The organism is Verrucomicrobiota bacterium JB022, assembly GCA_030673845.1.
Lineage (GTDB): Bacteria > Verrucomicrobiota > Verrucomicrobiia > Opitutales > Oceanipulchritudinaceae > WOUP01.
In genome coordinates this window covers 1-26,413 of sequence record JAUTCQ010000002.1, presented here as the reverse complement: position 1 = coordinate 26,413, position 26,413 = coordinate 1, and the positions used below count along the sequence as shown (strand labels likewise).

The window sequence follows — 26,413 nt, the reverse complement described above, 5'->3', positions numbered from 1 at the left end:
CTTTTTTTGCGTGATAAGCCTAAAGGAGGCAGCGAATCAGGCCGATTTATGTAACACCCCCGTCACAGAGACGTAACCCTCCTACCCCAACACCCCATGCGCTCCGTATCGTCTGACTCGCTCATTTGTCTGGCCCCCGACTGCGACCAAAAGATCCTTCGCCTGATTGAACTAACGGGCATTGGCAATATCAACCGGATCATCCGCACCTCCCTGTATCTGTTGGATGCCATCGTCACCACCCTCGTCGACGGCGGCAGCGTGGTGCTCGTGCACAAGGATGGCCAGCGGGAGAAGCTTGTGCTGGATTTAAACGACGAAGAGCGCTGAAACCAGCGCCCTCCCATCGAAAATAAACTGAATCAGCGGCCGCTTACTGGGCCGGCGCGGTCGTCGTGCCGGTCGCAGGCGCCGGAGCCGGCTCAACAGGCTCCACCGGGGCAAACTGGGCGTCTTCGGGCAGAGTCAGGTTGTCGCCGCCCATCTCGTTGGCCGCCGGAGCGGTTTCTTCTTCAAACTCCAGCACGTCGCCATCTTGCGTGGCAGCAGCGCCGGGGCGCTCGTTGACCATGTGGAGCAGGTAAAGGCCAAAGGCGATCACGAAGAAAGCGATGGCCGACCACTTGGTGGCGCGGGTGAGGACGTTGACCGCCTCGGCGCCAAAGGCCGACTCGGCCGCACCGCCACCCATGGCCGCGCCCATCCCCGCGTCGGAGCTGGCACGTTGCATGAGGATGGCCGTCACCATGATCACGCAAATCATGATGAGGACGAGGGTCAGGAAAGTGATGAGGATCGGCAGCATGGGCTGGGTATATCGGGAAAACCTAGTAGCCTGCGAAGGTCACCGCCCCTTGGCAAGGACAAATCCCCGGTGATCGCCCGCCTTTCCAACGCCCTTTTCACCATGCCCTCTCCAGCCCCACGCTCGCACGCTGGGCGTCGACCGGGCGAAAGCGCGGCCCGTAACCGGAATCGTGCGCCGCAATCGGGAACTCGCGGTCGAGCAGGTTGAGCACCTTGCCCGTGACGGCCCAGCCGGAGGCGAACGCGTAACGCAGGCGAAGGTCGACCAAGTATTCGTCATCGGTGCGGGCGGTGTTCTGGTCGTCGATCCACCACGGGCCGAGGTATTGCAGGCCGAGGCCCACCATCAGGCGCCGCTCCAGCACCTCGGGCCACCATTGCAGGCCCACATGGCCCGAGCGCGCGGGCTGGTAATGGGGGGTCTTGCCGTTCACCCCGCGCGGGTCTTCGCCGTCGGGCTGGTCTTGCAGGATCTCGCTCCCCTGCACCGCGCCGGCGAGCGTCAGCGTCAGGTTGTCCCGCGCGCGCCAGGCGATCTGAGCCTCCACGCCGTCGTATCGACGCTTGCCGGCGTTGGTCGTAATCTCGCCCGCCAGGGTTGTCACGCCGGTCAGCCCGTCGCGGCTGCGCATGGTGTAGACGGAGGTGGCGAAATAGACCCGCTCGGTCAGCGCGCCTTTGAAGCCCAGCTCGTAGCTGTCGATCTGCTCCGGGTCGAGCGAGAAGCCCGTCTGCGACGAGTTGAGGGCGTAAAGCGATTCTGCCTTGGGAATGCGGAAACCATGGGCGTAGCGCGCATACAGGTGCCGGTCGGGCAAGAATTCCCAGTTGAGGCCCGCCTTGGGGTTGACCGCCTCGAAGCGGTCGGTGCGGTCGGCCGGGCGATAAAACGCATCCTGCTGGCCCGACGCCAGATGGTTGTCGTAGACGTAGCGGGCGTTTTCGTAGCGCAGCCCGAGCAGGAGCTTTACGTTGTTTCCAAGATCCTGGGTGTGCTGGAGGTAAGGCGCGAGGTTGCGGTAATCGACCTCATAATCGTAGTGCAGCCCTTGCGGGTAAACGTCGCCCCACACCTCGACCGTCGGCAAGGTCTGGAGGGTCGAGGTCGCAAAATCGGTCTGCTCGACATCGAAACCCAACACCGTCTGGCTGCGGGGCGACCAGTCGGCATAAAGGCGGGCGAGCAGGCCCAGCGTCTCGGTGTCGTCGGAGACTTCGGGCAGCGTTGCGGGCTCCCACGTCACCATGTAGTCGGAGTCGATCCAGCGCAGGTAGGGCGTCACCTGCAGGGTGAAGATATTGTCGAGGCGGTGCGTCACCTCGCTGTGCAGGCGCAGGTATTTCGCGGTTTCGTGCGCCTTGTCGCGCGGCACGGCCGGGTCGAAGGCATCGCCACGTGGATTCTCGGCATAAGACTCGGGGGTATGCGTGCCAGCCATCTCGCTGTCGAAATCGGTCGCCGTGATAAACGTATCTACCTGAGTGCGGTCATTGGCCCAACGATGCCGCACGATCGCCTGGTGACGCCACCAGCCCGTCATGTCGCGCCAGCCGTCTTCCTGTGCGGTGGAGAGCGCCACCCGGTAGCTATGGCCGCCGCCGAGGCCGTCCGATACCTCGGTGCGCGCTTCGAAGAGCCCGTAGGAGCCGCCCGCGAGCCGGAAGCTGCCGCTAGGCGTCCCCGTGGGCGCGAGGCTCTTGACGTTGATCACCGCGCCAAAGGCGTCCGACCCGTGCAGGGCGGTGCCCGGCCCCTTGAGCACCTCGACGCCGCCCAGCGAGGTCAACGCACCCGAGTAGGCAAACGCCGCGTGATTGTAGCTGATGGGCGACTGCAGGGGCACGCCGTCCTGCAAATACATCTGCGTGTTTTCATAGGAAACCGGCAGCCGCACGGATGGCGCATCGATGGGCCCGCGCAACTGGACAAAGAGCACGCCGGGCAACGTGTTGAGCATCTCCCCGACCCACGTGGGCGACATCAGAGACGCCGATTGCGGACCCACTGCGTCGATCGACTGCGGCACGGCGTTGACGTTTTGCGCCAGGCCGGTGGGTGAGGTCACTTCTACCGCTTCGAGCTCGTAGACCCGGTCGGCCAAAGGCGCTTGTGCGGCCAGGGAGACGGCCAGCGGGCCAAAGAGCGGGAAGGAGTAGCGGTAAGCCCACGACATGTGGGCCAGTTTAGCCCTGAATCCCCATCCGCTCAAGAATGCGGCGCAAGTCGTCGTTGCCGTAATAGTCGATCACGATCCGGCCCTTGCGCGCGTGGTGCTTCAGCTGCACCTGCGTGTTGAGGTAGGAGGCGATCTCTTTCTGGAAGCTCTCGACCGCAGCGGCTTCGGCGGCAGTAACGCCCTTTTCGCGCGGGGCCGTAGTGCGGCGCTGACGCTGTTGCTGCACCAGGTTTTCCGTCTGCCGCACACTGAGGCTGCGCTCGATCACATGGCGGGCCAGCCAGATGCGCTCATCGGTATCTTCCACGCCCAGCAGGGCCTTCGCGTGGCCGACCGAGATGAGGCCGCGGGCGAGGTAGCCCTGGATCTCGCGGTCGAGCTGGAGCAGGCGGAGGGAATTGGCGATCGTGGCGCGGCCCTTGCCCAGGCGCTCGGCCACCGCTTCTTGCGTGAGGTCGAAGTCGCGCATCAGGCTGGCGTAGCCGACGGCTTCTTCGAGCGGGTTGAGGTCGGCCCGCTGAAGATTTTCGATCAATGAAAGCACCGCACTGGAGGCTTCGCTGACTTCCATCACACGCGCGGGGATGCGCTTCATGCCCACCAGCTTGCAGGCGCGCCAACGACGTTCGCCCGCGATGAGCTGGAACATGCTGCCGACGCGACGCACCACGATGGGCTGCAACAGGCCTTCGCTGCGGATGCTCTCCGCCAGCTCTTCGAGCAGCTCCTCGTCGAACTCCTTGCGGGGCTGGTGCGGGTTGGGCTCGACCTGCTCGATGGCGATCTCCATCAGGCCGGTGGGGATCGCACGCGGGGCCTCCTGCTCGACCTTGGCGATTTCGGCCGCCGCCGGCGTGGAGGGTTGGGTGACGGCGATGCCGCCGCTGATCAGGCTACCGAGGCCGCGGCCCAGGCGTTTCTTGGCAGTCGACATGGTGTAAAACTATTGCTGCGGAATGAAGAGTTCCTGCCCGGGGTAAATGATGTCCGAAGCGAGGCGGTTGGCGTTGCGGATCCAGTCCACGCGCGACTTGTTCTCGCGCGCGATCTTGCCGAGGCTGTCCCCGCCTTTGACCGTGTAGGAGACGCCGGACTTCGGGAAATCGTCGCTGAAGGTAACCGGCGCGCTCGTCTGCGGGCGGGAGGCACCGGCGCGGGCCATGGCGTCGAGCGCGGTCTGCGTCTGCTTGGCCAGCGAGTTGATCTCGGCCGTCACTTCGCGGATGATGACCGACTTCTGCGACTCGTTGGCCGCAATCATTTGGCTACGCAGCTCGCTCAGCGCGCGGTTGAGCTGGGCCGTGGTCACGTAGGCATTGGCCATCTCGGAGGTGGCCGTGTCGCGCTGCTGCAGCTCTTGCCGCAGGGTGGCGTTTTCGCGCTGCAACTGCTCCACCGCAATGTTGAGAGAGCCAAGCTGCTGCTGCAGGCGCTGCACATCGGCCGTTAGCCGCGCAACCTGCTGATTGACATTGTAGGACGACGATTGCGCCCACGCTACACTGGAGGCGGAGACGGTAGCCCACGCCGCCCCGACGAACCAAAGCCATTTCATCCCAGCAGCTTGGCGCATCAACTCCCGGTGGTCAATGGCCTAGCGGAAAACCTGCTACCAGAATGCCCTCAGGCGATCACCGGACGGCGGTCGACATACCTGAAGGGGCGTGGAGCGACGAGCGGGTCCATCTCGCGGCTGGCGAGCACCGTGCCGCTGGGCAGGTCGAAGCCGCGCAGAAAGGCGTCGGCAGGCAGCATCTTGCCGCCAGGGCGCTGCAGCTCGCGCAGCTCAAGGCGCCCCACCCCACACTGCACCACAAGCTGGCCGTCGGTCTGCGAAATCTCGCCCGGTGTGCCGCTGGAAGTGGTATCGAGCAGCCGCACCGCGCCGACTTTCACTTCTTGCCCCGCATGTTCAAAGGCGGTGCCCGGCCAAGGCTGGAAGGCGCGCACCCGCCGCTCCAGTTCCGTCGCCGGGCGCGTGAAGTCGAGGTGCGCATCGGTCTTGAAAATGATGCGACAGTAGGTGGCTTGCGCCTCGTCCTGGTCCGTAAACCGGGCCTCGCCGGCGAGCACGGTCGGCAGGTTGCGCTCCAGCAACGGCACGCACGCGGCGGCCAACTTGTCCCAGAGCGTGCCGGTGGTGTCTTCGCCCGTGATCGCCACACGCTCCTGATCGAGGGCCGGGCCCGCATCCATCTTGCGGATCACCCGCATGAGAGTGACCCCTGTCTCGCCCTCTCCCGTGGCCAGCGCGGTGTGGATGGGCGAGGCGCCACGCAGCCGAGGCAGCAGCGAGGCGTGGAAATTGAGCATGCCCAAGCGGGGGGCGTCGAGGTGGGCCTGCTTCAGGATGTGCCCGTAGGCCATGACCAAGGCGAGGTCGATCTGTTGCTCGCGCAGCCAGTTGGCTTCCTCCGGGCCGGGCTTTTCGGGCTGCAGCACGGGGATGCCGCGCGCCTCCGCCCACTGCTTGATCGCATTGGCCTGCAGCTTCATGCCGCGACCGGTCCGCCGGTCGGGCTGGGTGAACACGGCGACCAGTTCGGCCTGTTCCTGCTGGGCCTCGACGAGGTGCTGCAGGAGGGGCAGCGAAATCTCGTCGGAGCCAAAAAAGACAATGCGTGCGCGCTTCAAAACGGTAAATTCGGGTTTGGGAGCCAAGGCGAAACAACCCACCTGCCAGCCCCGCCCGGCTACGTCAACGCCGGAAGGTGGATTTGGCGCGAGTTGAGACGATCATATAGATCGAGAAAACGACTCCGAAGACAGCGCCCGCCGGACTGGGCAGGGAGTCACTCGCATCGGCATACTCACCGAGCAGGGCCTGCACGACGGCAGCATCGGCCAGCAACACCACGAGGTTGGACAGCACCACCGTGGGGTAGAGCCAGCGTGTAACCGCCCGTCGGCAAAAGAACGTCACGATCAGCGCCAGCGAGAGCCAGATCATGAGGAAGTTGATGAAGCCCTCGGCTGCGAGAAGCATACCGAATGCAGGCACATGCTGCGGGCTGTCTGGCGAGGCAAGGACCCAGATATTCTCCCAAAACAGCGCATCAGCAGTTGTGATCATAGTCGCCGCGATGATGAAGGGGCGCACGATCACGCCGATGGAGACAAGGATCAGCCAACTGGTGATCCCATCCTGCTCTGGGTCGATTGGGGGCAGTGGGGGGACTTTACGGCGTAAAATAAGCCACAAAAAGAGTCCAAAACCCATGACGCCGCCGACGAACCAGCCGGTAACCGCAGGCCAATAAAACTTTTCGTGCCAGGCCGCGCCTTCGGCCACCCTCGTACCACCGGTGGCATACTGGATGGGATAGCCGAGCGAGTTCTGGACCCGGGTGAGGGCCTTGCGGTATTCGGCCATGTCGTCGGCCTCCACGCGGTCGACGAGGTTGCGGTAGGCGTAGACGATCCGCACGTCGCTGCCCACGGGCTTGACGGTGGCAGAGTATTCGAACCACTTGGTCTCGATCTTTTCCTCCTCCGCCGGGAAATCGCCCGCCTCCGGCATCACGAGCGTGATGCGCTGCTCGACGTTGAGCGGATAACTCAGCTCCATCGGCGATTTGCGGATGCGCTGATTCGAGAGAAAGAGGTGGTCGGCCAGGTAAGACGGATAAAACTGCACCGTAATCACGGTTTCGTCTTCGCTGGGCTGCCAGGCGTTTTGAATGGTATAGGCTTCGGTGATCTCCACCGTGCCGTCGGCGCGGATCTCCGAGACTTCCGGCAGGCGGTCGGCAGTAATCTCAGGGAAAGAGTCGGCGTAGTAGTTGAGGTAGTCGTCGCCCAGCTCGCTGAGAGTCTGCCCCTTCATACGGTTCGCCATCTGGAGCGCGGACTGCCCGTCGAAGATCGTCTGGACGCTCAGGCGGATGTCGGTGCCGTAGTCATCCATCACATAAGTCTCAATCGAGACGCTCTTCCAGGCTTCCCCGCCCTGCCCCGGCACGCGCACCAGCTCGCTGTTGCCACGGATCGGCAGGCCCCAGCCGTAATCGGGGCACCAGGCCTTGGTCAGCGGCCCTTCGACCGCGTAGGAGGTGGGGTCGACCCAGTATTCGCGGTCCTTGCCTTGCACATGGGTGATCACATGGTCAAACGCGCCGGGGCCCGGCAGGTAGCCTTTGACGAGCGAACCGGCGGAGGTGTCGACCAAGACGGGCACGGCATCAATACCCAGCTCCCAGAGCAGGCGGGTGAGCAGTTGCGACTTGTCCTTGCAGTCGCCAAAGCGGCGCTCGACGATGGTCTCGACGGGGTAAGGGCGGTAGTTGTGTTCCCCCATCGGGATGGCCACGTAACGGATCTCGCGCTGCACCCAACTGAGGGCGGCGGCGACCTTGGCCTCTTCGTTCGGGAGCTTACGCCACTCGGCCAGCAGCGGCTGGAGCGTGTCGGGCAGCGGAGCTTCCCAGTCGATCAAATTCTCCGCCCAACGCGAGACGCTCGGCCAGTCGGGCCAGTCGCTGAACTGCACGTAGGTGCGCGGGTCGTAGTCGTAAGGCGTATCTTCTTCGTAGACGACGAGCGGGGTGCGGCCTTGCTCCCAGCCGTAAACGGTTTCGCCGCTGGGCAGCTTGTCCTGCTCCAGCTCAATGCCCACGTCGGGCCCATGCAGGCGCCAATTTAGCTCACCCCGGTCAGCCGGCCAGAGGGTGCGGACCCGGGCGTATTCGACCGGCACGCTGAAAGTCTGCGACCACCATTCGCCGTAGCGGCCTTGCGTCACGGGATTTTCGCCCACGATGCGGTAGGCGTATTCCACGATGTCGCCCACTTGCACCTGGTTGAGCAGCGCCTCCACGGTGACGGAGTTGTCGTAGGTGAGATATTCGCGCGAGCCTTCCTGCACCGAGACGAAGAACTTCTGCGTGGGCAACAGGTCGATCACCTCGTCACCCCGCCGGATCTGCAGGCGATGCAGAAACAGCTCCTGGTAATAGGGGTCGAACGAGAATTGGACGTCTCCGTTTTGCTCGACGCCCCGGTCGTTGGTCAGCAGATAGGCGCGGTAGGCGTATTCTTCCTGGCCCTCGACACGCACCTGCGAGTCGACCACGAGCTGGTGGAGGCCGGTGGTGTCGTCGCTCAGGTCGTCCGGGGCCTGGGGCGCGGCGGGCGCCACCACCCAGGCGGGCAGCTCGGGCTCGGTCCACACGCCGTCCGCCACCTTGGTGGGAGCAGACCACACAGCACTTACGCCCGCACAAAAGAGCGCGCACCACAGCGACAGCTTAGACATGCTATGGTGGATAGCCCCCCGCACGCTCACGGCAACCCAATAACGCCTGCGAACGTAAAGAAAAGCGCCTACTAGGGCTTGGCGTAGCGCACTTCCTTGCCGCGCAGGTCGAACTTGATCGGGCAGCCCGCGAGGTCGAATTCGCGCATGATGGCGTTGCGCAGATAGCGGTAGTAGCTGTCTTCGAGCTTGGTCGCGCGGTTGCAGAAGAGGCGGAAGAGGAACGGCCGGTTGTCGACCTGCACGGCGTAGTAGATGCGGAAGCGCTTACCGCCAATGACGCGGGGCTCACGAGCCTTTTGCAGGCGGTCGATCAGCTGGTTGAGCTTGGGCGTAGGCAGCTGGCGGGCCGACTTCTCCCAGAGGCCGCGCGCGGTGCGCAGGATCCGCTCGTTGGCGTAGCCGGTCTTGGCCGAGACGAAGAGCACGGGGCTGTCGGGCAGGAAGAAGAGCTCCTTCAGGGCCGCGGCGGCATATTTTTCGCGGAACTCACGCTCGTCCTTGTAGCCGGTGACGCCTTCCGCTTCGGACTCGGCTTCGTTGAACTTTTCCATCGCCAGATCCCACTTGTTGATCACGACGGCCACGAGCTTGCCGGAGTCGACGACTTCACCAGCGAGTTGCTTGTCCTGCTTGCTCACCCCCTCCTCCGCGTCGATGACGAGGAAGACGATGTCGGCGCGCTCGATCGCGTCGCGCGTGCGCAGGGTCGAAAAGTATTCGACCGGCGAATCGAGGCGGCCCTTGCGGCGCAAGCCTGCCGTGTCGATCAGGCGGAAGGGCCAGGAGTTGCCGCTCTTGGTATGGTAATCAAGGTCCAGCTCCACCGAGTCGCGCGTGGTGCCGGGGACTTCGCTCACCACCATACGTTCGGCCTCCAACAGGGCATTGCAGAGCGAAGATTTGCCGACGTTGGGGCGACCGACGAAGGCGATGCTCACGCGTTCGCCCTTGGCGGCTTCCACCGGGTCGATCACCTTCTCCGGGGCGGGCCCGATGATGCCGAAAATGGCTTCGCGCAGCTCTTCTTCGTTGTAGCCGTGCTCGGCCGAGACCATCACCTCTTTCGCAAAGCCGAGGCGCGAGAAGTCGTCCACGCGGTCGACATGTTCTTCGCCGTCGACCTTGTTGACCACGAGCAGCACAGGCTTGTTGGCCTGGCGCAGGCGCTCGGCGATCACCTCGTCCATCGAGGTGAAGCCTTCGCGGGCGTCGACGACGAAGCAGATGAGGCCAGCCGTTTCCAGGGCCAGCCACACTTGCTCTTCTGCGGCCGAGACGAGGGCCTTGAGCGACATCTCCGGCACGAGGCCGATGCCACCCGTATCGAGCAACATGTAATCGTTGTCGACGCGGATGGCGTTAACGTCGCGAGTGACGCCTGCCTGGTCGTGCACGATGGCCACGCGTTTCCGCGCCAGTCGGTTGAAGAGGCGGCTCTTGCCGACATTGGGGCGCCCCACGAGGGCGACGGTACGTGGTAGGGACATCGTGAATCTCCTGTTGGAAGGAACGAACGGCTATTTCGTGTGGCGCTGGACGAAGCGCTCGATACGGTCGGCGGCGATCTGCAGCTTTTCGAAGCTGGTCGAGAAGCTGGCGCGCACAAAGCCGGCGCCCGCAGGCCCGAAGGCAGTGCCGGGGACGACGGCGACTTCTTCCTCCTTGAGTAGCGTCTGGCAGAACGTCTTTTCGTCCATGCCCGTAATGGCGACCGAGGGGAAGGTGTAGAAGGTGGCGCGCGGGAGGTGGCAGGTGAGCCCCATCTCGTTAAAGCGGCGCACGAGGAAGTCGCGGCGGCGGTGGTAGCTGTCGCGCATGTGGTTGACGGAGTCGTCGCTGCGCTTGAGCGCCTCCACGGCGGCCTCTTGCGTGAAGATCGAGACCGACATGATGCTGTACTGGTGCACCTTCATCATGGCCTCGATAATTGGCTGGGGCGCACAGGCATAGCCGATGCGGAAGCCCGTCATCGCCCAGGCCTTGGAGAGGCCGTGGAGGAAGATGGTGCGCTCCTGCATGCCGGGGAAGGTGGCGATGCTCACGTGCTGGCCCTCGTAGGTCAGCTCGGCGTAGATCTCGTCGCTGAAGACGAGCAGGTCTTTCTCCACGCAGAACTTCGCGATCTTCTCCGTCTCCTCGCGGCTCATGACGCCGCCGGTCGGGTTGGTCGGGAAGTTGAGAATGATGGCCTTGGTACCAGGCTGCCAGGCGGCTTCGAGGTCTTCCACCTGCAGGGCAAAATTGTGCTCGGCCTTGCACTGGATCGGCACCGGCACGGCGCGCGCAAGCTGGATGCTGGGCGAGTAGCTGACGTAGCAGGGCTGGTGATACAGCACCTTGTCGCCCGCATTGAGCGTGGCGCGCAGGGCCGTGTCGAGCACCTCGCTCACGCCGATGCCCACGAGCACTTCCTTGTCGCCATGGTACTGCATGCCGTAGACCTTCGCCACGTAATCGGCGATGGTACGGCGCAGGGCGAGCAGGCCCAGATTGTCGGTATAGCTGGTGCGACCGCGCTCCAGCGAATAAATCGCGGCTTCGCGGATGTTCCAAGGCGTTACGAAGTCCGGTTCACCAATGCCGAGGGAGATGGCCTGCGGCATTTGCTGGACCAGCGCAAAAAAGTCACGGATGCCGGAACGTGGCAGATCGCGCACGTGTTCCGCCACAAAGCGGTGTGAAATTCCACTCATTACTGTCTGAAGGATCTAAAGTGATGACGGTGGTTGAGACTGAACGCGGATCACGGGCTGACCGCGGGGCGCTGGAGCTCGTCGGGCTGGGTTTCGATCAGGAAACCGCTCTCCTTGTAGCAGCGCAGCATGAAGCGCGTGGCAGTGGACTGCACGCGGTCGATCGTGGAGAGCTTTTCGGCCACGAAGGTGGCGATCTCCAGCAGGTTGTGGCCCTTGACCACTACCATGAGGTCGTAACCGCCGCTCATCAGGTAGCAGGTTTCGACTTGGTCGAACCGGGCGATGCGCTCGGCCACCTTGTTGAAACCGCCCTCGCGCTCGGGCATCACCTTGACTTCAATCAGCGCCTGAACGCTGTCGCCATCGTGCGCCTTGGGGTGCAGGATGGGCCGCCAGCCGAGCAGGAGCTTTTCCGCCTGCAATTCTGCAAGGGCGGCCTCGACTGCGGCTTCAGATGCGCCCAGGATGGCACTGATCTGGGCAGTGTTTACGGCTTCGCCATTGGCTAATAGTTGCAGGACTTTTTTGACCATAAGGCGGCAAAGATGAACGTATGGCCGGAATTTTGCACGCACAAACTGTATCCCATTGCAGTCATGCCACTGACACCGAATGCGCCCGCCCCTGAAATCGAAATCATCGACTTCCGCCCCGAGCATGCCGTCGATTTTGCCCGCATCAGCTTCGGGTGGATCAAGGCCTACTTCAGCATCGAGCCAGCCGACCTGGAGGTGCTCAACCACCCGCAGGCCCACATCCTCGACCGGGGCGGCCATATTTTGCTCGCACGGCTGGACGACACTATCGTGGGTTGCATTGCCCTCGTCCCCGCCAAGAGCGAGCCGGGCTGGTGGGAGATCTCCAAGATGGGCGTCGACGAGCGGGCCCGCAGCCGGGGGATCGGTCGCCTGCTGATGCTGGCCGTATTGGAGCGCGCCCGTGAGATCGGCGCCCGCCAACTGTTTCTGGAGACAAACAGCCGCCTCGCCCCCGCCCTGCGCCTCTACGAGCAAGCCGGCTTTGTCAAAGTGCCCATGCGCCCCAGCCCCTACACCCGAGCCGACGTCCGCATGGAGCTGGTGGTGGGCTGAAGACGGAGTCGACGGAGAGTCGCGAAAGTCTATTTTAGTATCATGCCCCTGAGCCAGAGGAGTTGAACGAGATCGACCGCGCATGGTTCGCCTTGGCCGAAGAACGGTACCAAGCCTGGAAAGACGGGCGGGAACCGGGCATTCCGATGGAGGAAGCTTTTGAGGGTATTCGCGCGGAACTCGGATGGAATTTAAAGTAGCCCTTACAGCTCGCCGCGAAACGATAAAGGCAGCGGCATTCTACGAAAATGAAGTTCCCGGCCTAGGGATCGATTTTTGAAGCTGGAGTCGGCCTTTCGAGAAATCCAGCGCCATCCTCACACTTGGCGCACCTGAAGCGGAAACCAAGCTACTGGATCGAGCGGCGAGCAAGTTATACATGATCGTTTAATAACGTAATAAAGCCGAAGAATCACCATCCACTGTAGCCCGGGATACCGGCTCTTGGCCCTCAAACGGACCTTGCAGCTTTAAACTAAAGCTTAAAAACGTGATTAACGTAGAAAAGCTCTTGATCATACGTCCGTTTTCGACTAAACGAATACGCCTAGATTCGCGGATACGGACCGGCCTCGAATCTCCTCCTTTCTTGCAAGTTAGCCCCCCCCCCCCCCCCAGAGCGGTTGGAATCAACTGATCGGCGCACGAGATTCTGGCGTGTTCCGACCGCTCTTCGATTCCGTGCGTTTCTCCTGCCCTCCCTCAAGGGCATGTACCCTTACCCTGCCCCCCCCCCCCCCCCATCTCACCATGAGCCAGACTCTTTCCGCCTCCAAGGCGAAGATTGAGCGCGAGGTGTTTCCCAAAAACATCGCGCCACGTATCACCACTCACGTTCCTCCCGTACTGGTCAAGCACGACGCCCCTACCCGCCGCGAGCTGCTGCGCTACCAGCAAAACCTCTCCGAGTCTTACCTGCCGGGCGTCGAAGCCGTTGGTGCGGGTTACAACCTCTATGGCGAATATGCGTCGGCCAAGAGCATTACCGTCCAACTCTTCGACTGGTCGAAGGCGACCAAACGCCCGGTCTCCTTCAAACCCAACAATGTCGTGCCCGACGTGATCGACGTGCAGCAGCAAGACAGCTACCGCTACAGCAACAGCACGGGCAACAGCATCTCGAAGTTCCAGGAAGACTTCACCGCCAAGGTGACGGTGTCCGGCGCCTACAATCTGTTCTCGGCCTCCGTCTCCAACGAATACAGCTCCAGCAGCCTACGGGTGGCGGAAAACGAGTTCTCCCGCATCCAGCAATCCGTCACCCTCTGGTCGCTCGTCCTGCGACCCGACTTCGAGAAGCTGCGTTCGCTGCTCTACGACGACGTGCGCAAGCTGATCGACAACGCGAGCAGCGACCAGGATTTCGAAACCCTCTTCAACCTCTACGGCAGCCACTTCCTCAGCGGCATCATCATGGGCGGGCGCGCCGTCCTCTCTTCGGCCACCAACAAGGTGCAGGTCGACAAGAGCTTCTCCAACGAAACGGTAGCCCAGGCCAGCTATCAGGGCTTTACCGGCCAGTTGAGCACCGAGGCGCGCGCGAAGTACTCGCAATCGATGTCGAGCTTTCAGCAAAACTCGGAAATGCGACACTTTGTGACGGGCGGCGATTCGACCGTCGCCTCAAGCGTGTTCTCCGGCGTCAAGGCCGACTTCGACAAGTGGGTGGCGACCGTCGGAACTTCCCCCGACTTCATCGACTTCATGAGCAACAACCCGCTGACGGGGCTCTGGGTGCTGTGCGTAGATTCCACCAATCGGGCCAACATGCAGCGCTACTTCACCGAAGTGTGGGGGCCGCGCAAGTCGAGGGAAGCCCAGATCTACGCCAACTACATCGACGCCTTGGCCGTCGTCTATGGCGGCAGCTCCGAAGTGCCGCCGCCAGCGGGCTACACCAAGATCCCCTACGACCTCAATCGCGGGGCCGGCGGCCAATACATCTACCTGTGCTACCACAAGATGAGCGTCAACCCGATGCACCTGCAGGACCAGCCCGCCTGCATCACTGACATCCTCTTCGTCAAAGGCAAAGGAGCGCCCGCCCCGAGCGGCTATACCAAGATCGATGTCGACCTCAACAAGGGTGCGGGCGGCGAGTATATCTACTTGTGCTACAAGTCGATTGCCTACAACCCCATGGAGTCGATCAAGGGCATCACCATCGTTGGCGGCGGCAACCCGGACATCCCGCCCCCCTACGACTTCACCAAAGTGCCGCAAGACCTGAACCAGGGCGCCGGCGGCGACTACATTTATCTCTGCTATTCCAAGACAGCATAGCATTAAGCGCAGAACGGTTAGCGGGAGAGAATTGCAGGCTCTCCCATCCTCATAGGACCGCCCCATTGCACAGGGGGCGGTCCTTCTTTTTTTGACTGGTTGAAACCGCGAAGGCTGACGCCGCGCGGCAACGCGCTAGGCTCGGGCGCTACCCCCTTATGAGCCCCTCCCCTGCTTCCACCGAACGCCCAAGTTTTTGGGAAAAGCTGGCCTACGCGCTCGGCGATACCGGGACGGCCCTTGCGTGGCGCCCGCTGATGACTTTTTTGCCGATCTTCTACACCGATACGGTCGGCATCCCCGGCGCGGCGGTGGCCACGCTGCTCCTGGTCGCCCGCGTCTCCGACGGTTTTACCGACGTGGCGATGGGCACGATTGCCGACCGCACGCAGACGCGCTGGGGACGCTACCGCCCCTGGATCCTCTGGTCGGCGGTGCCATTCGGGCTGTTACTGGCACTGGCCTTCACCTCGCCCGGCCTGGGTGACACCGGCAACCTTGTGTGGGCCTATGTCACTTACATCCTGCTCACGCTGGCCTTTACCGCCAGCAACGTGCCCTACTCCTCCCTCACCGGGGTCATCACCGGCCACGTGCGGGAGCGGACGGTCGTCTCGTCGTTCCGGTTCTTCGGGGCCTTTGCGGGCGGTGCCTTGGCGCTGGGGCTGGCGGAGCGGCTGGTGACCTACTTTGGGCAGGGCGATGATGCACGCGGCTACACCATTACCTTCAGCATCTACGGGGCGATGCTGGCAGCGTTCCTCCTGATCACGTTCTTCGGCACTCGCGAGCGCGTGCAACCGCAGATCACCAAAACCCGCCTGCTGGACGATTTGCACGACCTTCTGCGCAACCACGCTTGGCTCATCCTGCTGCTGGTCGGCTTCCTCTGGGTCACCTACGTCGCGATCCGGCAAGGCGTGATCATGTATTACTTCACGCACTACATGGAGCGTCGCGACCTCGTGGGCCCGTATATGACGGCTCTGGTGCTGGCCAGCCTCGCCGCCACCGTCGTGACGCCCGTGCTCGCGCGCTGGATGGGCCAACGCACACTTTTCCTCGGCGCGATGGCAGTTTCCGGCGCGGCGGCGGCCGCTACCTATCTGGCCGGTCCGGACAACCTGCCGCTGATCTTCACGCTCGGCATCGTGTCCGACTTCGCGGCGGGGGCCTTCCCGGTGCTGTTCTTCTCCATGCTGGGTGATGCCGCCGATTACTCGGAGTACAAGTTTGGGCACCGCGCCACCGGCCTCGTCTACTCTTCCGGCACCTTTGCGATCAAGCTGGGCAGCGGCATCGCGGGCGCAGTCATGCTCTACGTGCTGGGCCGCTATGGCTACTCCGGCACCGAAGAAGTCAAAAGCGCCACCGCCCTCGAAGGCATCCGCCTCGTCATGAGCGTCGTGCCCACCGCCTTCATCGTCGCCTGCGCCGCCGTGCTGATCAGCTACCCGCTCACCCGCCGCCGCATGGAAGAAATCCAGCACGCCTTGGAGGAACGGCGGAGGGAAGTGACATTACGCAAGGACCTCCCTTAACAGTAGCTCCATCTGATCTTCAAAGGCGTAAGCCTCCAACACGGACACGTTTTTCTTCGTCAATGAGATTCCCCATTCGGGGGCGCTCTTCTGCCCCTCTCCGTTATAATCTCGGTCGCACAACAAGCTATTGGGCCGGAGCCATTCGGTCGAACGAATCAGATACATCCGAGGAACTTCGTTCTCTCGCAACAACACAAGAATGCAAAAGCGCTTCGGATGCAGCTTGAAATGCTGCTTTCGCATAAACACGTAATTTGACCTGGTAACCGATTTAACCTGAAACTCCCAAAACTCGCCATCCTTCACACGAGCGACAAAATCAATCCCATGGTCATCGACTTCGGGCGTAAAGACTTGAAGTCCGAAGCGAGCGAGCTCCATCTTAGCAAAGTATTCAGCATACCGGCCGAGTTGCCGAGTGTTTAGGTGTTTCCAGGAGTAGGGAGGCATTTTTCAGCAGCGAAGGTCTATCTTCGGACGTGTGGAGTCATTAACAGTCGGCACACCTTGTGCCAAGGCTTAAGGGTTGCATATGATGAGACTTCGACGCGCGTGGGCCTTGGTCGCCTTGGGAACAGTAGCTGCACCGCTGGCCAACGCTGCCGCCACCCTTTCGCCCGGCTGGCCGGAGGTGACGCAGACGGCGCACCCGTGGATTCGCTGGTGGTGGCCGGGCAGTGCAGTCGATGAGGCCAACCTCACGGCGGAACTGGAATCGTTTCAAACGGCGGGCCTGGGCGGAGTCGAGATTACGCCGATCTACGGCGCGCGTGGGGCGGAAGAGCGCTACGTCGCATACCTCTCGCCGCGCTGGGTGGAGCTGCTGCAGCACACGGGCGCCGAAGCCAATCGGCTGGGCCTGGGCGTAGATATGGCAACCGGCACGGGCTGGCCTTTTGGTGGGCCGTGGGTGCCAGTGGAGGATGGCGCACAGGCACTGACCGTGCAGGCAGGCCAGTGGGCGATGGAGCCGACGAAGCAGCAGGTAAAGCGGGCGGCTCCGGGCGGCGAAGGCACCGTGCTCGATCCCTATTCCCCCGACGCGCTGGAGCGCTACCTGAGCCACTTCGACGAGGCGCTGATAGGTTTCCCGGACGAGCTGGTGCGGTCTCAGTTTCACGACTCTTTTGAATACTATGGCGCCAACGTGACCGGCGCGTTTGCGGATGCTTTCGAACGCCAGCACGGCTACCGCATCGAGCCCTACGCGGCTGAAGTCCTGAGCGAGAACCCGACCACCGCACCGGATAAACTGGCGCGGATCAAGCGCGACTACCGGGCCACGCTCGACCACCTCCATCAAAGTTACCTGCAACAATGGGCCGACTGGGCACACGGGCACGGCTGGAAGACGCGCAACCAGTCCCACGGCGCGCCGGCCAACCTGCTCGACCTCTACGGCATCGCCGACATCCCCGAGACGGAGACCTTTGGCTCCACCCCCTTCCCCATCCCCGGCCTGCGGCGCGAGCCCGACCGCATCGGCAAAGATGTGCCCGAGCCGCTCGTGACGCGCTTTGCCTCGTCTGCCGGGCATGTAATGGGCAAGCCTCTCATCTCGTCCGAGACGGCCACCTGGCTGCGTGAGCATTGGCACGTAACGCTTGCGGGCGTGAAGCCGGAGGTGGACCGCCTGTTCCTCGACGGCATCAACCACGTCTTTTATCACGGCGCCGTCTTCTCCCCCGCCGACGCGCAATGGCCGGGCTGGCTCTTTTACGCCTCCACGCAGTTCAACCCGCGCAACCCGTGGTGGGAAGATTTCGGCGCGCTCAACGCCTACGTGGCGCGCGTGCAAAGCGTCTTGCAGAGTGGCCAGCCCGACAACGATTTGCTCGTCTACTGGCCGCTGGACGACCTCTGGCACTCACCTGACGGCCTGCAGCAACTGCTGTCTGTCCATCGTCCCGAATTTGCGACTGGTACCGCCTTTGGGGAAACGACGCGCCAACTGCGCGAACACGGCCACAGCTTTGACTATATTTCCGATGCCCAACTCCGCCTGAGCCACGCGGAAGACGGTCGCATCGTGACGCCCGGCACAAGCTACGCCGCACTAGTCGTGCCCCCCGTGCAGCACATGCGGCTGGAGACCCTGCGTGCACTGCTCGAATTGGCCGAAGGTGGGGCCACCGTCATCATGCAAGGTTGGCCGGAAGACGTGCCGGGGCTCGGTCGGCTGAAAGAGCGACGCGCCGAGCTGAAGGACCTGCGCCAACCGCTCAAGTTTCAGCATGACCGCCAGCTGGGGGTCGATGTAGCAAAGGTCGGACGCGGAAGGGTTCTCTTGGACGAGGATGCATTGTCCGCCCTGCCCCGTTTGCCGGGGGTGCGCCCGGAGGCGATGCACGCGCAAGGGCTGGAGAGTATCCGGCGGCGCACGACGGACGGCTGGGACTACTTTATCGCCAACCTCGGCGCCGAACCGCGCGAAGGCTGGTTCCCCCTCGGCGTTGAGGCCTCGACCAGCACCCTGCTCGATCCCTTGACCGGGCGTGGTGGCGTGGCGGCCATGCGCCAGACCCCCAACGCGACCGAAGCCTATCTGCAACTGGCGCCCGGCGAGTCGCTGATCCTCCGCACCGTGGCCGACGGCAAGTCAAGTGGCCCGGCTTGGCCTTACACCGAGCCTGCCCAGCCCGTGCAAACCCTACCGGGACCGTGGCGCGTGAAGTTTGTGAACGGCGGCTCTATCCTGCCCGATCCATTCGCCACCGACCAACCCGTCAGCTGGACGACGGCCCCGGGCGCCGACGCCGAGCGCTTCAGCGGCACCGCCCGCTATTCCACGACCTTCGAACTTGACCCCACCATCGCCGACGGCTGGCAACTCGACCTCGGAGACGTCCGCGAAAGCGCCCGGGTATGGGTCAATGGCCAACTTGTCGGCACCGCCTGGAGCTTGCCCTACCGCCTCCTGCTCGACGGGGATCTACGCGCAGGCACCAACGAACTCGCCATCGAAGTCACCAACACGGCCGCCAACCGCATCCGCGATCTCGACCGCCGCAGCGTCGACTGGAAGATCATGCGCGAGATCAATTTCGTAAATATCCACTACCGCCCCTTCGACGCCTCTGGGTGGCCCGTGCAACCGGCAGGCCTGCTCGGCCCCGTAAAGCTCGTGCCGCTGGAGCGGGTGGAAGTGAAGTAATATCAATCCCTCAAAGCTTTTTCAAAATAAGAGGCCAGACAGCATAAAACCTCGAAAACGGCCCTAAGATCCTACCTTAGACGAGGATATAGATGCACGAAATAACGCCAACGAATGCCTATATTAAACAAAAAATCGCCTGCAGACTTAGTGCAAAATACTCATAGAGCACGACTCCCTCCATTATCGAGGAGGCAAGCAAAAGGATTTGACCCTTCAAGCCCAGTAGGGATGTAATCACTCCGTATGACGGAAACTCGGTTCATAAAGCTGTCTGCAATAGATGAACCTGCATCTCGCCTCTCGAATCGATAATATGCAGATCAGTAGATATTCTCCCAAGTCCTCGCTCTCGAAACCTGCAGATCTCTTCCGTGAAATGGCCCGCGACTTGAAAGCGGGTCAGGAATTGGCAGTGCGCTTGGCTTTACGCGACTTTACCGCTCAATACCGTCAAAGCTACGCTGGGTATGTGTGGGCGATATTACCGCCCCTGCTGGCATCGGCCGCTTTCTTGATCCTGCGCTCGGGCAACGTGTTAAATCCTCAGGGCATATACATTCCCTACGCGGCCTATCTGTTCATCGGCATGATTCTGTGGCAGATTTTTGTCGAGTCGCTCATGGCCCCAGCCAAAGTGTTGACCGCGTCGAAGGACATGATGATCAAGGTGAACTTCCCTCGCGCGGCATTAATTCTGTCAGCGATCTACACTGCGCTCATCGGTCTCGCAATCAGAATGGCAGTCCTGCTGCCAGTCCTCCTCTATTTCCGCATCCCTCCCAGCTGGGAAGTCCTCTTTTTCCCTCTTGGCCTTGCCGCAATTGTGCTGCTCGGCAGCGCGATCGGCCTTCTCGTGGCCACCGCGAGTTTGCTTTATACCGACTTTGGCCGAGGTCTCCAGATGATCACGAATATTTGGATGTTTTTGACTCCGGTCTTTTTTGCTGCAGAGCGCGGCGGCATCCTGGGCAAGGTGATGACGATCAACCCTGTGACACACGTGCTGCTTCCAACCCGTGACTGGCTGACTGGCGTGCCCGTGCATGACCTGACTGGTTTCTTTATCGTCACCACTGGCAGCATTCTTTTTCTTCTGCTGGGTTGGCTTGTGTTCCACCTGACTCTGCCGCGGCTGATCGAGCGTATGGGCATGTAGCCCCTTGATCCCAATCCCCGCCTCTCCAACCAAAGCACTTATCCAAATGGCAAACCCGCCTTCTGATAGTGACGTCTTGATCCGCGCGGAAAATGTGGGCAAGACTTTCTGCACAGACCTGAAGCGCTCACTCCTTTACGGCGCACGAGATAGCTTGGGCGACATTTTTCCAGCCGCCCAACGGCGCCTTGACAGCGGCGGACGACCGATCCTACGCCCGTCTGAATTTTGGGCCAATCAGAACATCTCTTTTCAGGTACGCCGCGGTGAAGCCTATGGCCTCATTGGCCATAACGGTGCCGGCAAGACGACCTTGCTCAAAATGCTCAACGGGCTGATCAAGCCAGACACTGGGTATATTGAAATGCGGGGCCGTGTGGGCGCCTTGATCGCTCTCGGCGCCGGTTTTAACCCTGTGCTGACTGGACGTGAGAATGTTTACATCGCAGGGGCGGTCATCGGGATCAGCAAAAAGGAAATGGATCGAAGATACGACGAAATTGTGGATTTTGCTGAAACCCATGATTTTATGGAGACACCGCTGCGCAATTATTCATCTGGCATGCGTGTGCGCCTGGGCTTTGCGATTGCTTCATCAATCGACCCCGATGTCCTCCTGCTCGATGAGGTGCTCGCGGTTGGAGATATGACTTTTGTGGTCAAGTGCCTGAACCGCGTGCGCGACATGATGAGCCGCTGTGCCGTTATCCTCGTCTCGCACCGCATGCAGCAGATATCCAACTTTTGCACCCATGTGCTCATGCTAGAGCATGGCCAGATTAGCTACCACTCCAACGACGTACCGCGTGGGATCGACCTCTACCTCTCGCGAATTGCAAGCCACTCATCGACTGCCGGCACTGGCCAAGTCTCCTTCTCCAATGCCTCGATAATTGGAGAAAACAAGCACGACGATACGTTCCGCCCGGATGAAAAGCTTGCCCTTCATCTTGAATTCGAGGTGGTGGATGACATTGAAGTCAGCATTTTCGCGACAATCTGCAGCCAGGACCAAAACCCTGTCATGGTCCTCGATCTCAGCGATTCAGATAAAAGGCTACGCAACTTCCGGCGCGGCAAATACCGCGTAGCGGTCGACCTTGGAGCGCTGGAGCTTTCCCCCGGTCGCTACACCTTTATCCTCAATGCGAAAATCGGTGGGGTATCTGGAGATCAGATTGCGCGAGCGGAGGGGGTCGCACCTTTCCTGATTTCGGGAGATGTGATGCGGTATTCACCTTTCGCCCGATCGGTTTACTGCACCGTAACCACCGCCTGAAAGCAACACCCATCACATAGCCCAAGCTGAATTGTGAAAGTCGGCATTCTCACTCATCACTGGCTCGCCAATTTCGGAGCCAACCTTCAGGCCTTGGCTACGGCTCGAGCACTGCGCCAGTTGGGCTGCGAGCCTATTATAATAGATTACCGGCTACCCGTGCTCGAAGCCCTCTACCGCAAGAGGGTTTCTCTCGACCAATTACAAACTCACGAAGCGTTTTGCCAAGAATACCTGCCTCTAAGCGAAGTCTGCACCTCCACGGAGGAAGTCATTTCCGTTGCGAAATCACATCGGCTCGATGCGGTCATTTCCGGCAGTGATGCGGTATTGCGGCTGGATTCAAAATCTGACCGAGAGGACCTTACCTTTCCAAACGCTTTCTGGCTGGACTGGTGCAATGAAGCAGGGATTGCCCATACCGGCTTCATTGCACCCAGCGCCATGGGGAGTAAGTACTACCAACTAAGTGGTCGAACCAGACGCGGAATACGCTTGGCCTGCCAGAAGCTGGACTATATTTCCACACGAGACCGGTGGACTCAGTGGATGTTACGCCTATGTGGCGTGCCTAACCGGGCTATCCACTACTGCCCCGACCCAACCAGTGTCTTGCCCAGTCTCCTTAGCTCTGCTGAGCTAAAAGTGCCAGAAGAGTCTCCACCATACATAATCGTTAGCCTTTATGAGGATACGCGCCCTAGTACCTGGATTGATGATCTTGTAAGCAGCGCCCATGCCTCTGGCTACAAGGTTTTTTCCCTTCCCCACCCCGAAGGAGAAACACGAGGTAATTTTGACCGAATCCTCGGGCTTCCAATGAGCCCGCTAGAATGGGTTCAGTGGCTTGCAAACGCATCCGGTTACGTTGGCGTGCGCTTTCATCCCATCATGCTCTCGATGGTATTGGGTGTACCTTTTGTCGCCCTCGATACTTATGATGTAGGCCTAAAATGGGCGGGAAGTAAGCTTAAGCGCAAGCTGAGACACCGGCTCAATCCGCACACCCGAGTTATGAGCAAGACATTTGATCTCTGCGCCCGTGCTGGTCGCGAGCGCTATGCTTTCCCAACTTACCGGTTCAACCAGGCCACGCCTGCCCTTATTATGCAAATGCTGCAGGAACAGCGAGAAAACCCCTTGCCTTCTCACTTTTACCAGCAGCGCCACGACCTCTTTTACAAAGCACTAAAAACAGCGGTAGGACACCTATCCACTGCAGACTGATCTCTCCATTTTCGCCTGACACCAACCATGAGAAGACAAATCCTGAAACTCTTTAGACGCTTGGGCTTCTTTCATACCAGAATTGCGGGCCGTAACGTCTTCTGGAAACGCCGCGGCGATGAAAAGCTCTATGTCAACGCGCTGAGGGATGCTGAGGTCTATCAACGGCACGCTATATTCTCTCTAGATGATTTAGGTGAAGAGCAGTGTCTATCGCGCCTTACAATGCTTGCCCACGGTATCGAAAAAGCTTTGTCACTGTCGGCAGTAAAAAAACCATTCTTCCTCGCTAAGTTCCCGATTCTAATCCAACTAGCAGCCAAAGTAGTGGACAACGGCTGGAACACAGGCGACGAGCGTTTTATCATGGCACAGGATGCCGCGGTAGCCTATTTCAAATTTCATGAAGGCTCACCGGAAGTAGATGCTTTTCGCGAGGAAGCCCAACGTGTTTTTGGCAACCTAGAAACATTCACCCAATCGCCACTAATCGAATTAATGCCGGCGGAGTCGGTGGTTTCATTTCAGGATTTCAAAGCGTTCTGCCACTCTCGACACTCCGTCCGCTCATTCTCGGACCAAACTGTCCCGCGCGAGGATCTCACCTCCGCTATAGAGCTTGCCCTGCGCACTCCTTCAGTCTGCAACCGTCAACCCTGGAAGGTCAAAATCCTGGATGAAAGAGAAGAGATTGCGAGTGCTTTCAAGCTGCAGAATGGCAACACTGGCTTTGGTCACGAAGTCCGTACACTTCTCCTTACCGGAGCCGATATGCGCTCCTTTCTGGGACCAGAAGAGCGCAACGAACCTTGGATCGACGCTGGAATGTTCTCCATGTCGCTCGTTTATGCATTGCACGCCAAAGGCATTTCGTCTTGCACCCTCAATTGGTGTGTAGATGCCGAGCGCGATGCCCAGCTTAGAAAGCTGCTGGGTTTGCCAGAATGGTTCCGCGTCACGATGTTCATTTGCGTGGGTTATCCGCGTGAAGGGGCAAGCGTTGCCGCATCTCGCAGACGTCAACTGAACGACTTCATATTGTAAGGCTCAAAAAGAGTAGATCTGCCTTCGACGGCATTTTTTCGATATATCTTGGGTTTTAAGCACGCGCCTCGATGTCCCATCTCACCAAGCCACCTGTCCTGTTCCTGATCTTCAACCGGCCCGAACCTACCGCTCGGGTTTTCGAACGCCTACGTGAGATTCAGCCAACGCAGCTTTATATCGCAGCAGATGGGCCTAGAGCACAAAAAGCTGGCGAAGCCGAATTGTGTGCACAAACACGAGCCATTGTAGCGAACATTGACTGGCCCTGTGAATGCAAGACCCTCTTCCGGGAAGAAAACCTAGGATGCCGCGATGCAGTTTCGAGCGCAATAACGTGGTTTTTTGAGCAGGTGGACGAAGGTATCATTCTGGAGGACGACTGCCTCCCTGAACCATCGTTTTTCCCCTTTTGTAGCGAACTACTTGCGCGATACCGCTATGACAAACGCGTAGCGACAATCGGAGGTTATGGTGAAATCTCCCGCCAAGCATTTGGTGAAGCCTCTTATGGGTTTTCCCTCTACAATATACCATGGGGCTGGGCAACCTGGAAGCGCGCCTGGGCATACTATGAAGGCACTCCTCCAGACTTTGAGACCTTAATGGACAGCACGTGGCTACAAGACCTCCACGGGAGCCCGGAAGTAGCTGAATACTGGCGCACCCAATTTCGTCGCATCTCGATTTGGGATTTTCTCTATCGCCTATCAATCTGGCGTAACGGTGGCCTTTGCATCATACCCGCAGTCAACTTGATCTCCAATATCGGATTTGGAGCAGATGCTACTCACACACAAAATGCGGGCGCGGCGAACGACTCCCGCCCAACTGAACCGATTACATTTCCACTGCGCCACCCGGCCTACGTGAGCCGCAATTATGAAATTGATCGCGAATTGAACCGCACCCGATTTCATGTTAAGCCCAAGATCACCCCGCGGCCCATTTCCAAGCGTATGGAACGTTTTGACCCCATTGCCCACAAGCTAGCCAGAAAGCTCCGCAAGTTTATTAGATAGTGGAGAATATCTTCGACTGGAAAACGCCAGTAACAAAACGTCATGAAGCTTATATTCCTCGTTTCCCAGCCGCGAGCAGGCTCGACCATGTTGCAGCGGGTGATTACCAATCATCCGGATATTGCCACCGTCAGTGAGCCTTGGATAGCCCTGCCCTTGATGCGTCTTTATGGATCTACCCCATTCTACATCGATAGAGACACCCAACTCGCTCGAACGGCCATTAATGACAATTGGAAACAATCAACCGATGAGCCCGCCAAAATCATGGCACGCATGCTGAGCTCCTACTATCAGGAGTTAGCTAAAGACTCCCCGTATTTTCTCGATAAAACACCTCGCTATTACAAGATACTTCCACAGTTGCATGCAGCATTCCCAGAGGCTTACTTCATTTTACTACTAAGAGATCCCATTGCGGTCGCCCGCTCCATCCTTAAAACCTGGATGCCCGCCTCTATTTATAGAGCTTCAGACGAGTTTTACGAAGACCTCTGCTTCGCTCCCAAAATGTTACTAGAATTTTCCAGATCATGCGAATCTGACCGCTGCATGACGATTCGTTACGAGGACCTTCTGAAGGATCCAGAAGCATTTTTAAGGAATATCTATACGCGACTGGGGCTTAAATATTCCAGTGAATACCTTGATCCTAGCAAAAATAACAAATGCGATGGAATCTTTGGAGACCCCGTGAATGCACACAAAACAAAATCCATTGGCGGAGTGACAAATAAGACAAGCGATCAGCCCAAATACACTGATGCGCTTATTCGTGGATATACGCACTTCCTAGGTAAAGACTTTTTAAGCAGTTACGGCTATTCCCAAACGGACATCTCTGGCCCAACCTCCACATTTGAATTATTCACCCTGAATTACCAAAGAACGTTATCAAAATCAAGTTGTTATAGCTTAAAGCATCTTCTCCAAATGAAGCGCCTTGCAAGACGTGCAAAACGAGAGGCTTAAAGAATTTTAGACATAAAGCTACGGCTAGAATCGAAAAGGCATTTCTTTCAACTGTAGAGGGCTCAACCGGAAACCCGACAAGCCAAAAAAGCCACCTCTGGGCGGAGGTGGCTGGAAATCCAAGCTAAAACCGGATCCGTTCTAGAACTCGTTTTCGAACACGTAGGCTTGTGCGTCGTAGCTCCAGAAGCGGCGGTACTGGCCGGGCTTGCCAATGTAGCTATACCAGCCGTCGCCCGTCCCGTCTTCAGCAAAGACGTAGAAGTTGGGGAAGAGCGCGCGGCTGTGCATCACCCAACGGCCCATGCCGCTGTCATAAAGCCAGTAGTTGCCATTGGAGTCGATGCTGGAAGCCCATTGCCAGCCGTGGGTCGCGGAGCTGACCCATGGGTAGTAACCTTCGTAGATCCACTCCTTGTAGAGGTAAGACCATCGCCAGCCATCTTCGGTCAAGGGAGCGAAGGGAGCGGTGAAAATCGAGCGGATTTCGGGTTCCCACTCCACTTGGTCGATCGTGAAAGTCTCAGTGCCTGAAATGTAATAGTAATCGGAGCTGTTGTGTAAGCGTCACGCCAAGCGCCGTCACTACGGGCTGGACGTGTAAGCTGTCATAGTTGTGATAGCTTTCATCGGTATGACGTTTATGACCGCGATGACTTCTTGCGCTTCAAGCGGCGATGTTTTGGGCCTTCGCCTTGGCT

At 59.9% G+C, this 26,413-nt stretch carries 23 protein-coding genes; 12 read left to right on the top strand and 11 right to left on the bottom strand.

Features of this window, described 5'->3' with window-relative positions; genetic code table 11:
- Positions 1–96 precede the first annotated feature (96 nt).
- Positions 97–330 carry a hypothetical protein gene (locus Q7P63_01535; protein ID MDP0498755.1) on the top strand — a complete coding sequence of 78 codons (234 nt, stop codon included), beginning with the start codon at positions 97–99 and terminating at the stop codon, positions 328–330.
- Between the two features lie 43 nt (positions 331–373).
- Here the strand turns inward: Q7P63_01535 and secG are convergent, their stop codons facing one another.
- From secG to Q7P63_01490, 9 genes are all read right to left on the bottom strand, one after another.
- Entirely contained in the window at positions 374–805 is a 432-nt protein-coding gene (gene secG, locus Q7P63_01530; protein ID MDP0498754.1) for a preprotein translocase subunit SecG, read from the bottom strand.
- A gap of 97 nt (positions 806–902) precedes the next feature.
- Positions 903–2,981: a TonB-dependent receptor gene (locus tag Q7P63_01525; GenBank protein MDP0498753.1), complete on the bottom strand. Its 2,079-nt coding sequence runs from the start codon at positions 2,979–2,981 to the stop codon at positions 903–905.
- A gap of 10 nt (positions 2,982–2,991) precedes the next feature.
- A complete protein-coding gene (locus Q7P63_01520) occupies positions 2,992–3,918 on the bottom strand; it encodes a ParB/RepB/Spo0J family partition protein (GenBank protein MDP0498752.1) in 927 nt (308 codons plus the stop codon).
- A gap of 9 nt (positions 3,919–3,927) precedes the next feature.
- Positions 3,928–4,539, bottom strand: a complete 612-nt coding sequence (locus Q7P63_01515; protein MDP0498751.1) for a LysM peptidoglycan-binding domain-containing protein — start codon at positions 4,537–4,539, stop codon at positions 3,928–3,930.
- Between the two features lie 68 nt (positions 4,540–4,607).
- Positions 4,608–5,618 carry a methionyl-tRNA formyltransferase gene (gene fmt, locus Q7P63_01510; protein MDP0498750.1) on the bottom strand — a complete coding sequence of 337 codons (1,011 nt, stop codon included), beginning with the start codon at positions 5,616–5,618 and terminating at the stop codon, positions 4,608–4,610.
- Between the two features lie 64 nt (positions 5,619–5,682).
- Positions 5,683–8,238, bottom strand: a complete 2,556-nt coding sequence (locus tag Q7P63_01505; GenBank protein ID MDP0498749.1) for a DUF3857 domain-containing protein — start codon at positions 8,236–8,238, stop codon at positions 5,683–5,685.
- Positions 8,239–8,309: 71 nt separating this feature from the next.
- Positions 8,310–9,728 (bottom strand): ribosome biogenesis GTPase Der, encoded by a 1,419-nt coding sequence (gene der / locus Q7P63_01500; protein MDP0498748.1) that lies wholly within the window; start codon positions 9,726–9,728, stop codon positions 8,310–8,312.
- 30 nt (positions 9,729–9,758) lie between these two features.
- Positions 9,759–10,934, bottom strand: coding sequence for an aminotransferase class I/II-fold pyridoxal phosphate-dependent enzyme (locus tag Q7P63_01495; protein MDP0498747.1), 1,176 nt, complete (start codon positions 10,932–10,934; stop codon positions 9,759–9,761).
- Positions 10,935–10,984: 50 nt separating this feature from the next.
- Positions 10,985–11,470: an Lrp/AsnC family transcriptional regulator gene (locus Q7P63_01490; GenBank protein MDP0498746.1), complete on the bottom strand. Its 486-nt coding sequence runs from the start codon at positions 11,468–11,470 to the stop codon at positions 10,985–10,987.
- Between the two features lie 63 nt (positions 11,471–11,533).
- Here Q7P63_01490 and Q7P63_01485 point away from each other — a divergent pair, with 63 nt between their 5' ends.
- The 4 genes from Q7P63_01485 to Q7P63_01470 all read left to right on the top strand — a co-directional run bounded on the left by Q7P63_01485 (position 11,534) and on the right by Q7P63_01470 (position 15,852).
- Entirely contained in the window at positions 11,534–12,028 is a 495-nt protein-coding gene (locus tag Q7P63_01485) for a GNAT family N-acetyltransferase (protein ID MDP0498745.1), read from the top strand.
- Between the two features lie 62 nt (positions 12,029–12,090).
- Complete coding sequence (locus Q7P63_01480) at positions 12,091–12,228, top strand: hypothetical protein (protein MDP0498744.1); 138 nt, start codon at positions 12,091–12,093, stop codon at positions 12,226–12,228.
- Positions 12,229–12,778: 550 nt separating this feature from the next.
- Positions 12,779–14,311, top strand: a complete 1,533-nt coding sequence (locus tag Q7P63_01475) for an MAC/perforin domain-containing protein (protein ID MDP0498743.1) — start codon at positions 12,779–12,781, stop codon at positions 14,309–14,311.
- A gap of 158 nt (positions 14,312–14,469) precedes the next feature.
- The gene (locus tag Q7P63_01470) at positions 14,470–15,852 is read left to right on the top strand and encodes an MFS transporter (protein ID MDP0498742.1); all 1,383 of its coding nucleotides are present in this window, start codon (positions 14,470–14,472) and stop codon (positions 15,850–15,852) included.
- On the opposite strand, the gene Q7P63_01465 is transcribed toward Q7P63_01470, so the two are convergent.
- Positions 15,832–16,236, bottom strand: a complete 405-nt coding sequence (locus tag Q7P63_01465) for a DUF4365 domain-containing protein (GenBank protein ID MDP0498741.1) — start codon at positions 16,234–16,236, stop codon at positions 15,832–15,834. The two genes, Q7P63_01470 and Q7P63_01465, sit on opposite strands and share 21 nt — an antisense overlap.
- 154 nt (positions 16,237–16,390) lie before the next feature.
- Here Q7P63_01465 and Q7P63_01460 point away from each other — a divergent pair, with 154 nt between their 5' ends.
- The 7 genes from Q7P63_01460 to Q7P63_01430 all read left to right on the top strand — a co-directional run bounded on the left by Q7P63_01460 (position 16,391) and on the right by Q7P63_01430 (position 25,712).
- Positions 16,391–19,009: a glycosyl hydrolase gene (locus tag Q7P63_01460; GenBank protein ID MDP0498740.1), complete on the top strand. Its 2,619-nt coding sequence runs from the start codon at positions 16,391–16,393 to the stop codon at positions 19,007–19,009.
- A 283-nt stretch (positions 19,010–19,292) separates the two neighbouring features.
- Positions 19,293–20,168, top strand: coding sequence for an ABC transporter permease (locus Q7P63_01455; GenBank protein MDP0498739.1), 876 nt, complete (start codon positions 19,293–19,295; stop codon positions 20,166–20,168).
- A 46-nt stretch (positions 20,169–20,214) separates the two neighbouring features.
- Complete coding sequence (locus tag Q7P63_01450) at positions 20,215–21,447, top strand: polysaccharide ABC transporter ATP-binding protein (GenBank protein ID MDP0498738.1); 1,233 nt, start codon at positions 20,215–20,217, stop codon at positions 21,445–21,447.
- Between the two features lie 33 nt (positions 21,448–21,480).
- Entirely contained in the window at positions 21,481–22,674 is a 1,194-nt protein-coding gene (locus Q7P63_01445; protein MDP0498737.1) for a polysaccharide pyruvyl transferase family protein, read from the top strand.
- Positions 22,675–22,701: 27 nt separating this feature from the next.
- Complete coding sequence (locus Q7P63_01440) at positions 22,702–23,718, top strand: nitroreductase family protein (GenBank protein ID MDP0498736.1); 1,017 nt, start codon at positions 22,702–22,704, stop codon at positions 23,716–23,718.
- Positions 23,719–23,789: 71 nt separating this feature from the next.
- Positions 23,790–24,740, top strand: a complete 951-nt coding sequence (locus tag Q7P63_01435) for a hypothetical protein (protein MDP0498735.1) — start codon at positions 23,790–23,792, stop codon at positions 24,738–24,740.
- Between the two features lie 42 nt (positions 24,741–24,782).
- Positions 24,783–25,712, top strand: coding sequence for a sulfotransferase (locus Q7P63_01430; GenBank protein ID MDP0498734.1), 930 nt, complete (start codon positions 24,783–24,785; stop codon positions 25,710–25,712).
- Between the two features lie 141 nt (positions 25,713–25,853).
- Here Q7P63_01430 and Q7P63_01425 read toward each other — a convergent pair whose 3' ends face one another.
- A complete protein-coding gene (locus Q7P63_01425; protein MDP0498733.1) occupies positions 25,854–26,216 on the bottom strand; it encodes a hypothetical protein in 363 nt (120 codons plus the stop codon).
- Positions 26,217–26,413 lie beyond the last annotated feature (197 nt).